This is a genomic window from Microbacterium commune, from assembly GCF_014836945.1.
GTDB classification, from domain to species: domain Bacteria; phylum Actinomycetota; class Actinomycetes; order Actinomycetales; family Microbacteriaceae; genus Microbacterium; species Microbacterium commune.
In genome coordinates, this window is record NZ_JACSPX010000003.1 from 48,144 (window position 1) to 62,211 (window position 14,068).

Genomic DNA, 14,068 nt, shown 5'->3' on the forward strand with positions numbered 1-14,068 from the left:
GCTGGAGGGATGACGATCCCCACTCTGGAACTGAACGACGGAAACACGATTCCCCAGCTCGGCTACGGCGTCTTCCTCGTGCCCGCCGACGACGCCGAGCGGGCGGTCTCCGAGGCGCTCGAGGCCGGCTACCGGCACATCGACACGGCGGCGATCTACAAGAACGAAGAGGGCGTCGGCGCGGCCATCGCCAAGAGCGGCATCCCGCGGGACGAGCTCTTCATCACGACCAAGCTCTGGAACGACCGTCACGACGGCGACGAGCCCGACCGGGCCATCGACGAGAGCCTCGAGAAGCTGGGTCTCGACGCCGTCGACCTGTACCTCGTGCACTGGCCGACACCCGCGAACGACAACTACGTGCACGCGTGGGAGAAGATGATCGGCATCCGCGAGCGCGGCCTCGCCCGCTCGATCGGCGTCTCGAACCACCTCGTGCCGCACCTCGAGCGCCTCGTCGCCGAGACCGGCGTGACTCCGGCGGTCAACCAGATCGAGCTGCACCCGCCATACCAGCAGCGTGAGATCACCGACTGGGCCGCCGATCACGGCGTGCGCATCGAGTCGTGGGGCCCGCTGGGACAGGGCAAGTACGACCTGTTCGGCACCCCCGCCGTCGCGGACGCCGCGTCGTCGACCGGACGCACGCCCGCGCAGGTGGTGCTGCGCTGGCACCTGCAGAAGGGCTTCATCGTGTTCCCGAAGTCGGTGCGACCCGAGCGCATGCGCGAGAACCTCGACGTGTTCGGCTTCGACCTCGACGACGCCCAGATGGCCGCAATCGACGGACTCGACCCGCTCGACGGCTCGGGCCGCGTCGGCACGCACCCGAACGACCTGAACTGACACACCTCTGAGACCCCCTGCCGTCCGCTCGCGGCCCGCGGCAGGGGGTCTCGGCGTACCGTGGGGGCATGACCAACCGGCTCGCCGACACGCTCAGTCCCTACCTGCGGGCGCACGCCGACAACCCCGTCGACTGGTATCCGTGGGGCGAGGAGGCGTTCGCCGAGGCGCACCGCCGCGACGTGCCGCTGCTGATCTCCATCGGCTACTCGACCTGCCACTGGTGTCACGTGATGGCGCGCGAATCGTTCGCCGACGAGGTGACCGCCGCGCAGATCAATGAGCACTTCGTGGCGGTGAAGATCGACCGCGAGGAGCATCCCGACGTCGACACGGCCTTCATGGCGGCGGCATCGGCGTTCACCAAGAGCCTCGGCTGGCCGCTCACCGTTTTCACCACGCCCGCCGGTCGCACGTTCTACGCCGGCACGTACTTCCCGACCGAGGCGCGCGGGGGCATGCCGTCGTTCCGCGACGTGCTGAGCGCGGTCAGCGAGGCGTGGACCGACCGGCGAGCCGAGGTGATCCAGTCGGCGGATGCCGTCTCCGACGCGCTGCATCAGGCGGCGACGGTGGGGGCGGGCGGACTGCCCGACGCGGCAGCGATCGCCACGGCGTCGGCCGCGATCCTGCAGCGCGAGGATCACCGGCACGGCGGGTTCGGTGGGGCGCCGAAGTTCCCGATGGCGACGACGCTGCGATTCCTGCAGCATCCGCTCGCCGGTGGGGCGGATGCCGCCCGCCGCGCGCTCGACGCGATGGCGGCGTCGGAGCTGCGCGATCCCGTCGACGGCGGCTTCTTCCGCTACGCGACCCGTGGCGACTGGACGGTGCCGCACTACGAGCGGATGCTGATCGACAACGCTCAGCTGATGGATGTCGCGCTCGCCGCAGGGCGCGAGGATGTCGTGCGCGGCATCGCGGAGTTCCTCCTCGGCGTGCTGCGTCGCGACGGCGGTGCGTTCGGCGCCGCGCAGGACTCCGAGTCGTGGATCGACGGTCGACGCAGCGAGGGCGGCTACTACCGCGTGGATGCCGCGGCGCGGGCATCCCTCCAGCCACCCGCCGTCGACGGCAAGGTGCTCACCGGCTGGAACGGCCTCGCGATCGGCGCGCTGGCCAGAGCCGGCGCGCGGCTGGGGGAGCGGGAGTGGGTGGACGCCGCGGCCGCAGCGGCCGAACACGTGCTGCGCGTCAACCGCGGCGCTGCCGGCGAACTGGTGCGGTCGTCTCTCGACGGGATCCCGGCCGCCGCGGTCGCGACCGCCGCCGACACCGGCCTGCTCGCCGACGGTCTGCTCGCCCTGGCGCTCGCCACCGGCGATGCGGAGTGGGCGACGCGGGCACTCGGCGTGCTCGCCCAGCCCCTGAGAGAGGACCCGGTGATGGCCGCGCGCGGTCTCGCGGCGGTCGGCGACGACAGCGACGGCGACCTGCCCTCCGGGCCGGCGGCGCGAGCATCCGCGCATCTCAGCGCGTGGCTGCTGGGGGCGGGGGAGGAGCACCGCGAGCAGGCGGTGGCGCTCTGCGCCCCGCTCGTCGAGCGCGCACGGCAGCATCCGCTCGCCTACGGCGCGCTGCTGCGCCTCTCGGCAGCGCTGGCCGGCCCGCCACGCCAGGTCGTCGCGGTCGCGGCGCGCGGCGGTGCTCTCGCTGACGCCGCCCGCGCGGCCGACGCCGACGTGGTCGCCGTGGTCACACCGGCGCAGACCCGTGCCTTCGCGGATGCCGGCTTCTCGCTCTTCGAGGGCAAGGACGCGGCCGAGGGCGTGGCCTACGACTGTCGAGACTTCGTGTGCCGACTGCCGACATCGGACCCGTCTGCACTGTCCGTATGATGGCACGGGCCATACCCGGCCTGGACGAGGAGGTCTCACGATGACCGAGGTGCCGCTGACGACGTCGACGACGAAGGGGCTGCATCCCGGGCTCACCCGTCGGCAGATATCGATGATGGGCCTGGGCGGCGCGATCGGTGCCGGACTGTTCGTCGGCTCGGGGCAGGCCATCGGCATCGCCGGGCCCGCGGTGCTGGTGTCGTACCTCATCGCCGGCACGGTCGTCATCCTCGTCATGGCGATGCTCGCCGAGATGGTCGCCGCGCGACCCAGCTCGGGCGCGTTCAGCTCGTTCGCGCAGCGTGCGATGGGACGCAGCGCCGGCAGCGCTGTGGGCTGGCTGTACTGGATCCAGCTCGTCGTCGTCATCGCCGCGGAAGCCACCGGCGCCGCCGGGATCATCGAGGGGTGGGTGCCGGGCATCCCGGCCTGGCCGTGGGTGCTGATCTTCGTCGCCGCACTGACCGCCGTGAACCTGTTCGGCGTGCGCAACTACGGACGCTTCGAGTTCTGGTTCGCCGCGATCAAGGTGTTCGCCATCATCGCGTTCCTCGTCGTCGGCGCGTGCGCGATCCTGGGGTTCATCCCGGGGGTGCCGGGGACCGGTATCGGCAACCTCGTCGCGCACGACGGCTTCGCGCCGCACGGCATCGCCGGCATCGCCGCGGCGCTGCTGGTCGTCGTGTTCGCGTTCGGCGGCACCGAGGTCGTCGCGATCGCCGCGGCCGAGTCCGACGACCCGGCCCGCAACATCAGGCGGATCGTGCGCGAGGTCATGGTGCGCATCCTCGTGTTCTACCTCGGCTCGATCTTCGTGATCGTCGCGGTGCTGCCGTGGAACTCGCCGGAGGTGCTCGAGGGACCGTTCTCGGCCGTGCTCGCCACGCTGCGCGTGCCCGGGGTCGATCTGGTCATGTCGCTCATCGTCGTGATGGCGCTGCTGTCGGCCATGAACGCCAACATCTACGGCGCGTCCCGCATGGCCTACTCGCTCGGCGAGCGCGGACTCGCGCCCCTCGCGGTCACCCGCACCAGCGACCGGGGGGTGCCCTACGCCGCGGTGATCGCGTCGGTGGCGTTCGGCTTCGTCACCGTCGTGCTCAACTGGGCCTTCCCCGAGACGGTGCTCGGGCTGCTGCTGAACATCGTGGGATCGACCGTGCTCGTGATCTGGACGGCGACGGTGATCTCGCAGATCATCCTGCGGCGCCGTGCCGACCGCGACGGCGAGGCGATGCCGATGCGCATGTGGGGCTTCCCCTGGCTGTCGTGGGCAGCGCTCGTGCTGCTCGCGGTGATCATCGCACTGGCGATGATCGATCCGACCGCGCGCGTCCAGCTGCTGCTGACGCTGGCGCTCACCGCGGCGCTGCTCGGTCTCGCTCGCCTGACGCGGGGGCGCGCTCGGGTCGGTGCGGCGCCGCGCGCCGAAGGCACGGAGACGTCGTAGCGGGCGCACCCGCACCACGAGCGCCTGACGAGCACAGTAGTGTTGCAGGCCGGAGCGCGCACACCGCGCGCAGGGGAGGACTCGAATGTCGGTTGGTCTGCTGGCGGTCGTCGACGACATCCTGAGCGCTGCGATGAAGGCATCCGCCAAGGCGGCCGGCGTCGTGATCGACGACGCCGCTGTCACGCCGCAGTACGTGCAGGGGCTCACCCCGGCGCGCGAGCTTCCCGTGGTGGGGAAGATCGCCCTCGGCTCGATCGCGAACAAGTTCATCATCATCATCCCGATCGCCCTGGTGCTGACCGCGTTCGCCCCCTGGGTGCTGCCGTACCTGCTGGTCATCGGCGGCACATACCTGTGCTTCGAGGGCGCCGAGAAGGTGCTCGAATGGTTCGGGTTCGCCCACGGCCATGCCGACGAGGGGGCGCGCGATGAGCGGCGACTGGTGTGGGGCGCGATCCGCACCGATCTGATCCTCTCGACCGAGATCATGCTCATCTCGCTGGCGAGTCTCGATCCGAACCTCGGGATCTGGCAGACGCTCGGCGTGCTCGCCGTGATCGCGCTGCTCATGACCGCAGTGGTGTACGGGGCGGTGGCGCTGCTGGTCAAGATCGACGACATCGGTCTGCGGATGGCGAAGAACCCCGAGCGCAAGGTGCGGCACGCCGGCACGCGCATCGTGCGGTCGATGCCCCACGTGTTCCGTGTGATCAGCGTCATCGGCACCGTGGCGATGCTGTGGGTGGGTGGCCACCTCGTGGTCGTCAACCTCGGTGAGGTCGGGCTGCATGCACCGGCGGACCTGCTGCACGGGGTCGACGAGCTGCTCGCGTCGTTCGGCGGCTTCGTCGTCTGGCTGGGCAACACGGTCATGTCGGCCGTGGCCGGCATGCTGGTCGGCCTGGTCGTGGTGGGCGTGGTGCTGCTCGTCGGACGGATGCTGGGCAAGCGCCCCACATTCGACGAGGCGCACCGGGTTCACGGCGACGCGCACGCGGGGCGGCACCCCGTCGGCTGACCCGCGAAGTACTGCCGCACGGCTGCCATCGGTGCCGTCGTGGGCTGTGCTCGCGCCCACGCGATCCCGATTCGCATGTCGGGTAGCGGGTCTTCCAGGGCGACCGGCTGGATCCGGTGGCCCTCGAGCGACCACGGACGGTAGACCATGTCCGACAGGGCTGACCGGCGGCGTGTGCGCCGCACTCGTCGCGTCTTGTGGGCAAACAGATGTTCGAATGTCGGTGGCCCTTGGTTCAATCAAGGTATGGACGGCGTCATCGATCGACTCGAACAGCTGCAGGCGGACTTCGCCGCGGCAGTCGGCGACGCGCTGTCGGTCATCGCCGACCTGCCCGACGCAGAGGTGATGCGTCTGCTGGAGGCGAGCGGTCGGGTGCTTCGATCGAACGATGCGCTGCAGGTCGCGGCTACGGTGCAGGTGCGTCAGCGGTCCGAGGGTCTGCGCGGAGAGCGGATGACGACGTCGTACGGCTGCGATCGCCCGGCCGATCTGCTGCAGATGGTGCTGCGAACGGACGCGAAGAGCGCCGCGCGGTTGGCGAAGGCCGCGGGTCTCACCGCTCAGGTGCGCGGCATCACCGACGGCGAGTTGCTCCCGTCGCGCTACGACGAGCTGCGAAAGGCGCTCGCCGAAGCGACGATCGGGCTCGATGGGTTCCTCGCCGCCACGGCTCCGCTCGAGGCGAGCAGGGGTCGCGTGGCGCCGGAAGCGCTGGTCGAGGCCGACCGGCAGATCGCATCATTCGCGCGGCGGCGCGTACAGGGCCGCGACGCGGATGGGGAGGGCGCCCCGGCGTCGGATTCGCCCGCGCCCACCCCCGCAGAGCTGGCGCAGTTCGCGCAGGTGCTCGCCGCCTACCTCGACCCCGATGGGGCCGAGCCGACGGACGACGCGGCATCACGTGCTCGGGGACTCTGGATCGGTCGGCTGCGCGATGGGCGGGTGCCGCTGCGCGGCGAACTGCTGCCGGAGGTAGCCGCGCAGCTGGCGAGGCTCACCGATAGTCTGCTGAACCCTCGCATCGAGGGCGCGCCCGTGCCGCAGGGCGTGCACTTCGTCGCCTCCGAGTCGGACCCCGATGACGGACTCGACCCGATCGATCCGCGCACGCGCGTGCAGAAGATGCATGACGCTTTCGCGACCATTCTCGGCGCGGCCGCGCGCGGTGGCGAGCTGCCTGATCTCGGGGGAGCGGCGCCGACCCTGGTGATCACCGTCGATGCCGCCGACTACGCCGAAGGGTCGGGCTGGGCGCACGTCGACGGCGGTGACGGCGTCGACATGGGCGTACCGATCCGCGTCGCGGCGCAGGTGGGCTGCGCCGGCGGCATCCAGCGGGTGCTGTTCGACGATCGCGGCCGGATCGTCTCGCTCGGCACCTCCGGTCGTGTCTTCAACGCGCTGCAGCGACGAGCGATCATCGCTCGCGACGGGGGATGCGTCATTCCCGGCTGCACGATCCCGGCGACGTGGTGCGAGATACATCACGTCACCGAGCACGCAGCGGGTGGCGCCACGCATACCGACAACGGGGTGGCACTGTGCTGGCACCATCACCGCACACTGCACCTGTCCGAGTGGCAGGTGCGCATGCGCGGTGGTGTTCCCGAGATCCGAGGCCCGTCCTGGTGGGACCCCGGGCGCGAATGGCACCGGGCCGGGCGACGACGCGCTCGGGTCAGATCCAGCCCGGCAGCCAGTTGTGGATGAGCCAGAACGGATACGGCACGCTCATGCCCGTCCACACCGGGTAGAAGAACGCCGAGACGAGAACCACCACCACGAGGTAGACGGCAACCGTCCGCCGGCCTGCCGTCCGTCGATGCGGAGGATCGGAGGGGCGTCCGGCGAGCTCGCGCAGCGTCACCACCAGCGCGAGGATGAGGAACGGCACCATGACGATCGTGTAGAACTGGAAGATCGTGCGGCTCGGCACGAGCAGCCACGGCACGTAGGTCGCGACGAGGCCGACCAGCGCGATCGTGTGCATCGGGCCGACAGGGCGGCGCTCGATGAGACCCCGGACGAAGCGATACAGCAGAAACAGGGCCGCGGCCACTCCGCCGTACCAGATCAGCGGGTTCGGCACCGACGAGATCACGGCGATGCAGTGATCCGCCCCGCAGTCCGTCGGGTCCGAGCCGACCCAGATCGCTGTCGGGCGCAGCAGCAGCGGCCACTGCCACGCCGGGCTCGCGTAGGAGTGCGGGCTGGACAGGCCGATGTGGAACCCGTACATCGACGCGTGGTACTTCCACAGCGCGGCCAGCGGATTGGCATCCGCCCCGCGGTCATAGCCGCCGGAGGTGACCAGCCACCCGGACCACGAGACGAGGTAGGTCAGCATCGCCGGCCCGACCATCAGCACGAACGAGACGGGTCCCTGCCGCAGTACCGCATCGCTCGGCCACAGCGGGATGCCCGCCCGGCGCCGGGCCAGGGCGTCGGTGATGACGACGTACAGGCCGAAGACGGCCAGGGCGTACAGGCCCGACCACTTCACGGCCGATGCCGCCCCCAGCGACACCCCGGCCGCAACCAGCCAGGGCCGCGACCACAGCACCGGACCCGCCAGCCTGACGCGCGCACCGTCGGCATCCGCTCGGCGCCGGGCCGCGATCCTCGCATCGAGCAGCGGCAGGGAGCGATCGCGGTCGAGCAGCACGAACAGGACGCCGAGCAGGATGAAGAAGGTGAGGACGCCGTCGAGCAGCGCTATCCGGCTCATCACGATGCCGAGACCGTCGATGGCGAGCAGACCGGCGGCGATGGTCGCGAGCACCCGCGAGCGGATCAGGCGCAGGGCGACGAGATAGAGAACGAGCACCGTCAGAGATCCGAGGATCGCGGTCGTGAGTCGCCAGCCGGCGCTCGAGCCCGGACCCATCAGAGCCATGCCGAGCGCGATGATCCACTTCCCGAGCGGCGGATGCACGACATACGACCCCGCCGTCTGCATCGCGGAGTCGTCGCCGCGGGGCAGCTGCTCGTCGGCGCCGTCGCCCCACTTGCCCTCGTAGCCGAGGTTCCACAGCGACCACGCGTCCTTGACGTAGTAGGTCTCGTCGAACATGATCTCGTGCGGATGCCCCAGATTCGTCAGGCGCAGCACCGCGGCGAGCAGCGTGACCAGCAGCGGGGCGAGCCAGCCCAGCACTCGCACGCGAGCCGGATCCGCTGTGCCCCACACGGCGAGTCGCTCCCCGCGCGTCGCCGCAGGCGGCGGCGTCGGGGGCGCGGGGAGGGTCACCTGTTCAGCCTAGGCAATCGGCGCTTCGGAACGGTCGACGCCACCCGCCTAAGCTGGTCGGGTGATCATCCTCGCCGCCACTCCGATCGGCAATCTCGGCGACGCGTCCCGCCGCCTGATCGAGGTGCTCGGCAATGCCGAGATCGTGGTCGCGGAGGACACCCGCACCACCCAGCGTCTGCTGCAGGCGCTGAAGATCGAGAACCGCCCGCGTCTGATCGCGCTGCACGACCACAACGAGAAGCACAAGGCGGCCGAGCTCGCCGAGCTCGCCGAGCAGCACGACATCGTGGTCGTCAGCGACGCGGGGATGCCCGCGGTCAGCGACCCCGGTTACGGCTTGGTCGCAGCCGCCGTCGAACGCGGTGTGACCGTTACCGCGATCCCCGGCCCGAGCGCCGTGCTCATGGCCCTCGCGATCTCGGGCCTGCCCACCGACCGATTCACCTTCGAGGGCTTCCTGCCGCGCAAGCCCGGGGAGCGCCGCTCGGTGCTGACCGCGCTGGCGAGCGAGCGGCGCACCATGGTGTTCTTCGAGTCGCCGTCGCGGCTCGCGTCGTCGCTCGCCGACATGGGCGCGGTGTTCGGCGATGCGCGGCGCATCGCCGTCTGCCGCGAGCTGACGAAGCTGTACGAGGAGGTGCGCCGCGGTACCGCGGCGGAGCTCGTCGCGTGGGCCGAGCAGGGCGTGAAGGGCGAGATCGTCGTGGTGGTCGAGGGCGCGGCTCCGGTCACCATCTCCGCCGCTGATGCGCTCGCACAGGTGCAGGCGCTGGTGGCATCCGGGATCCGCCTGAAGGACGCGTGCGCCGAGGTCGCCGCCGCGACCGGCCTCAGCTCCCGCGACCTCTATGGGGCCGCGCTCGCCGCCCGAAGCGCGTGACGCGAGGTCCGGGAAGGGAGCGTTCTCCCGACCGGGGCAGCTCGGCGGCATCCGCCCCAGGTCACGAATCAGAACACGGCACCGTTCCGGCCTAGAATCGTGAGCATGCCCGCAGGCGAGTCCTTCTACATCACCACGCCCATCTACTACCCGTCCGATGTGCCGCACATCGGGCACGGGTACACGACGGTGGCCGTCGACACCCTGTCGCGCTGGCACCGCCAGGCGGGTGATGACGCGTGGATGCTCACCGGCACCGACGAGCACGGTCAGAAGATGCTGCGCGCAGCGGCGGCGAACAACGTCACTCCGCAGGAGTGGGTCGACAAGCTGGTCGGCGAGAGCTGGTTCCCGCTGCTGACGACCCTCGACGTGGCGAACGACGACTTCATCCGCACCACGCAGGAGCGGCACGAGAAGAACGTGCAGGTGTTCTTCCAGAAGCTCTACGACGCGGGCTACATCTACGCGGGCGAGTACGAGGCGCTGTACTGCGTGGGCTGTGAGGAGTTCAAGCCCGAGTCCGAGATCGTCGACGGCACCGGCCCGTTCGAGGGACTGAAGGTCTGCGCGATCCACTCCAAGCCGCTCGAGCTGCTGCAGGAGAAGAACTACTTCTTCAAGCTCAGCGAGTTCCAGGATCGCCTGCTCGAGCTGTACAAGACCGAGCCCGATTTCGTCCGCCCCGACTCGGCGCGCAACGAGGTCGTCTCGTTCGTGAGCCAGGGCCTCAAGGACCTGTCGATCTCGCGGTCGACGTTCGACTGGGGCATCCCGCTGCCGTGGGACGAATCGCACGTCATCTACGTGTGGGTCGACGCGCTGCTCAACTACGTCACCGCGGTCGGCTACGGCGAGGACGACGCGAACTTCGCCCGGCGCTGGCCCGCGTACCACGTGGTCGGCAAGGACATCCTGCGCTTCCACGCCGTGATCTGGCCCGCCCTGCTGATGGCTGCAGGCCTCGAGGTGCCCAAGGGCGTCTTCGCGCACGGCTGGCTGCTCGTCGGCGGCGAGAAGATGTCGAAGTCGAAGCTCACCGGCATCGCACCGACCGAGATCACCGACGTGTTCGGCTCGGACGCGTACCGCTACTACTTCCTGTCGGCGATCGCGTTCGGGCAGGACGGATCGTTCTCGTGGGAGGACCTGTCGGCCCGCTACCAGGCCGAGCTCGCCAACGGCTTCGGCAACCTGGCGTCGCGCACGGTCGCGATGATCCAGAAGTACTTCGACGGCGTCGTGCCGGCGCCCGCCGAGTACGCCGGGCGCGACCGGGTGGTGCAGAAGAAGGTGGCGGATGCCGCGGCCGCCGCCGACGCGGCCATTGAGCACTTCCGCATCGACGAGGCGATCGACGCGATCTGGACGATCGTCGACGACCTGAACCTCTACATCACCGAGAACGAGCCGTGGGCGCTCGCGCGTGATGAGCAGCAGCGCGGCCGCCTCGGCACCGTGCTGTACACCTGCGCGGAGGGCCTGCGCGCGCTCGCCGTGCTGCTGTCGCCGGTGATGCCGCAGTCGACCGCGAAGCTGTGGGACGCCCTCGGCGTCGAGGGCTCGCTCGGCGCGCTCACCGCGCAGCCGATCCGCGAGGCGGGTGCGTGGGGTGCGCTGCAGCCTGGCACCGCCGTGACGACTCTCGCGCCCCTGTTCCCGCGCGTGGAGCAGACCGCCTGAGGCCCTCCGGTCGTCGATCGAGCGAAGCGAGGCGAAACGCATGGCGAACACCTACGTCCGGGCGCGCGACGCCGAGGGGCGCGGAGACCTCCGGTACCCGGCGGCTCCCGAGCCGCTGTCGGTGCCGGTGTACGACAACCATGCGCATCTCGAGATCACCGACGGCGTCGAGCCGCTGAGCCTGGAGGAGCAGCTCGACCGGGCCGCCGAGGTCGGCATCGCCGGTGTCGTCCAGGCCTCCGGTGACATCGAATCGTCGCGTTGGGCGGTGGAAGCCGCGGCATCCGACCCTCGTGTGCTCGCCGCCGTCGCCATCCACCCCAACGACGCACCGAGTTACGCTGCCGAGGGGCGCCTCGACGAGGCGATCGCGGTGATCGACGAGCTCGCGGCGCACCCGCGCACGCGTGCGATCGGCGAGACCGGTTTGGACTACTTCCGCACCGACGAGGCGGGCCGGCCCGCGCAGCACGAGTCGTTCGAGGCGCACATCGCGCTGGCCAAGAAGCACGGCATCGCCATGCAGATCCACGATCGCGATGCGCACGACGATGTGCTCGAGACGCTGACGCGCGTCGGTGCCCCCGAGAAGACCGTCTTCCACTGCTTCTCGGGTGACGACGCGATGGCGCGGATCGCGGCGGATGCCGGGTACTGGCTCTCGTTCGCCGGCAACATCACGTTCAAGAACGCGCAGAACCTGAGGGATGCCCTCGCGGTCACGCCGTTGGATCGCATCCTCGTCGAGACGGACGCGCCGTTCCTCACGCCGGTGCCGCTGCGCGGACGGCCCAATGCGCCGTATCTCGTGCCGCTCACCGTGCGGTTCATGGCCGCGGAGCTCGACGTCGACGTCGACGAGCTGTGCGCGCAGATCGCGGCGAACACGCTCGCGGTGTACGGCGCCTTCGCCTGACCCCTTCGGCCGCTACCGCGTTGCAGCGCCGTCGTCGAGGGCCGGCTTCGCGGCGGCGATGTGGGAGATCTGCCGCCACATCAGCAGCAGGGTCAGCGCCGATCCGGCGAACGCGAACCACCACGGTGCGGTCAGCCCCCATGCCTGCGCGATGAGTCCGCCGAGAGCATGGCCGATGACCATGCCGCCGAAGACGCCGACCATGTTCACGGAGCCCACCCGGCCCTGCAGCTCGTGCGGAACCAGTCGCTGGCGCACCGTGGTCGAGATCGTGCCCCACACGAAGGCGTAGGCGCCGAATCCGAACATGATCACCAGCGCGACGACACCGCTCGTCGTCAGCGCGAAGGCGAGGTGCATGAGCACCTCGAGCGTGAGGCACACCTTCATGATGGTGGCGAACGAGATGTGCCGCTCCAGCCATCCGAAGCTGAGGGTGCCGAGCAGCCCGCCGACGGCGGACGCGGTGGTCAGCGCGCCGAAGCCGACCGGCCCCATCCCGAGGTGCTCGGTGGCGTAGAGCACGAGGACGCCCCACGGGGCCGCCCACGTGACGTTGAAGGCGAGGATGATCACGATCAGGGTGCGCACCGGCTCGGTGTGCCACGCCCAGCGCAGCCCCTGCCCGATGTCGTGGCGGACCCTGGTCGGATCCGCACGCGGCGGCACGGGCTGCCGGGCGATCCGAGACACGAGGACGAGCCCCACGGTCACCGCGAGCACCTGAGCGAGGAACGGCCAGAACGATCCCACCGCGAACAGGAACGCACCCAGGGGAGGGCCGGCGAGCTGGTTGGCCACGAGGAAGCCCGCTTGCAGTCGCGCGTTGCCGACGCCGAGGTCGGCGGGCTCGACCATCATCGGCAGCAGGGTGCTCGTGCTCGTGTCGGCGAACACCTCGGCCGTGCCGTACAGGAACGACACGATCAGCACGATCGCGATGTTCGCGGTGCCGGTCACGAGCAGCACCACGAGAGCGGCGACGATGACGGCCCGGATGCCGTGGGCGAGCATCACGAGCATCCGCCGCTCGACACGGTCCGCGATCGCACCGGCGTGCAGCCCGAAGAGAAGCCACGGCAGGAACTGCAGCATCGCACCCGAGGCGACCAGCACCGGAGACGAGGTCATCGACGCGATCAGCAGGGGAGAGGCGGCCAGCGCGATGCCGTCGCCGATGTTGCTCGTCCACGCCGCCGACATCAGCCACCGGAAGTCCCGGCCCAGGCGGCGCGGCGCGATGAGCTCCCCGAGTGCGGTCACCCGCTTGATCTTAGGGGCCGGGCCGGATGCGCGAGAATGGATCCATGACCGTCTCCCTGCTCGGCGCCACCGAGATCCGCCGTCTTGCCGCCGAGCTCGACGTCACCCCCACGAAGAAGCTCGGGCAGAACTTCGTCGTCGACGCCAACACGGTGCGCAAGATCGTGCACGCGGCGAAGGTGCAGGCGGGGGAGCGGGTGGTCGAGATCGGCCCGGGTCTCGGGTCGCTGACCCTGGCGATCCTCGAGGCGGGCGCCTCGGTCACCGCCGTCGAGATCGATCACCGCCTCGCCGAGCGGCTGCCGCAGACGGCGCGCGAGCGCGGCGCGGCGGACGACTCGCTGACGGTGGTGGATGCCGACGCCATGCGCGTCACCGAGCTGCCCGGAGAGCCCACGGTGCTCGTCGCCAATCTTCCCTACAACGTCTCGGTGCCGGTGCTGCTGCACTTCCTCGAGACGTTCGCGTACCTCGAGCGCGGTGTCGTGATGGTGCAGGCGGAGGTCGCCGAGCGTCTGGCCGCGAAGCCGGGGTCGAAGATCTACGGCGCGCCGAGCGTGAAGGCCGCCTGGTACGGCCCGTGGCGGCTGTGCGGCACGGTGTCGCGGCAGGTGTTCTGGCCGGTGCCGAACGTCGACAGTCTGCTCGTCGGCTTCGAGCGCGACGAGACGCCCCGCGGCGACGGCGGCGAGCGTCGGCGCACCTTCCAGATCGTCGACGCAGCCTTCAACCAGCGTCGGAAGATGCTGCGCCAGGCGCTGTCCGGTCTCTACGGGGGCTCCGCTGCGGCATCCGCCGTCCTGGAGGCCGCGGGCGTCGCCCCCACCGCACGCGGGGAGGATCTCACCGTCGACGATTACCACCGCATCGCGCTGGTGCAGCCCGAACAGACACCGGTGCCGATAGCCTGACAGC

General features: G+C 70.4%; 11 protein-coding genes. 9 read left to right on the plus strand and 2 right to left on the minus strand.

Annotated features, from left to right (window positions below):
- Positions 1–9: 9 nt before the first annotated feature.
- The 5 genes from H9633_RS10400 to H9633_RS10420 all read left to right on the plus strand — a co-directional run bounded on the left by H9633_RS10400 (position 10) and on the right by H9633_RS10420 (position 6,868).
- The gene (locus H9633_RS10400; protein ID WP_191713126.1) at positions 10–846 is read left to right on the plus strand and encodes an aldo/keto reductase; all 837 of its coding nucleotides are present in this window, start codon (positions 10–12) and stop codon (positions 844–846) included.
- A gap of 68 nt (positions 847–914) precedes the next feature.
- Entirely contained in the window at positions 915–2,684 is a 1,770-nt protein-coding gene (locus H9633_RS10405; RefSeq protein WP_191713127.1) for a thioredoxin domain-containing protein, read from the plus strand.
- A 40-nt stretch (positions 2,685–2,724) separates the two neighbouring features.
- A complete protein-coding gene (locus tag H9633_RS10410) occupies positions 2,725–4,134 on the plus strand; it encodes an amino acid permease (protein ID WP_191713128.1) in 1,410 nt (469 codons plus the stop codon).
- 85 nt (positions 4,135–4,219) lie between these two features.
- Positions 4,220–5,155 carry a DUF808 domain-containing protein gene (locus H9633_RS10415; protein ID WP_071644280.1) on the plus strand — a complete coding sequence of 312 codons (936 nt, stop codon included), beginning with the start codon at positions 4,220–4,222 and terminating at the stop codon, positions 5,153–5,155.
- Positions 5,156–5,401: 246 nt separating this feature from the next.
- Entirely contained in the window at positions 5,402–6,868 is a 1,467-nt protein-coding gene (locus tag H9633_RS10420) for an HNH endonuclease signature motif containing protein (RefSeq protein ID WP_191713129.1), read from the plus strand.
- Here H9633_RS10420 and H9633_RS10425 read toward each other — a convergent pair.
- Positions 6,837–8,408, minus strand: coding sequence for a dolichyl-phosphate-mannose--protein mannosyltransferase (locus H9633_RS10425; RefSeq protein ID WP_318247261.1), 1,572 nt, complete (start codon positions 8,406–8,408; stop codon positions 6,837–6,839). The two genes, H9633_RS10420 and H9633_RS10425, sit on opposite strands and share 32 nt — an antisense overlap.
- A gap of 61 nt (positions 8,409–8,469) precedes the next feature.
- On the opposite strand from H9633_RS10425, the gene rsmI reads away from it, so the two are divergent.
- The 3 genes from rsmI to H9633_RS10440 all read left to right on the plus strand — a co-directional run bounded on the left by rsmI (position 8,470) and on the right by H9633_RS10440 (position 11,890).
- Complete coding sequence (gene rsmI / locus H9633_RS10430) at positions 8,470–9,291, plus strand: 16S rRNA (cytidine(1402)-2'-O)-methyltransferase (RefSeq protein ID WP_191713130.1); 822 nt, start codon at positions 8,470–8,472, stop codon at positions 9,289–9,291.
- Positions 9,292–9,396: 105 nt separating this feature from the next.
- On the plus strand, positions 9,397–10,974 hold the full coding sequence (gene metG / locus H9633_RS10435) for a methionine--tRNA ligase (protein ID WP_191713131.1): 1,578 nt from the start codon (positions 9,397–9,399) through the stop codon (positions 10,972–10,974).
- Between the two features lie 40 nt (positions 10,975–11,014).
- On the plus strand, positions 11,015–11,890 hold the full coding sequence (locus H9633_RS10440; protein WP_071644291.1) for a TatD family hydrolase: 876 nt from the start codon (positions 11,015–11,017) through the stop codon (positions 11,888–11,890).
- 12 nt (positions 11,891–11,902) lie between these two features.
- On the opposite strand, the gene H9633_RS10445 is transcribed toward H9633_RS10440, so the two are convergent.
- Positions 11,903–13,153, minus strand: a complete 1,251-nt coding sequence (locus tag H9633_RS10445; RefSeq protein ID WP_318247262.1) for an MFS transporter — start codon at positions 13,151–13,153, stop codon at positions 11,903–11,905.
- Positions 13,154–13,197: 44 nt separating this feature from the next.
- Between H9633_RS10445 and rsmA the strand changes: the two genes are divergently transcribed.
- Positions 13,198–14,064 (plus strand): 16S rRNA (adenine(1518)-N(6)/adenine(1519)-N(6))-dimethyltransferase RsmA, encoded by an 867-nt coding sequence (gene rsmA, locus H9633_RS10450; RefSeq protein WP_191713132.1) that lies wholly within the window; start codon positions 13,198–13,200, stop codon positions 14,062–14,064.
- Positions 14,065–14,068 lie beyond the last annotated feature (4 nt).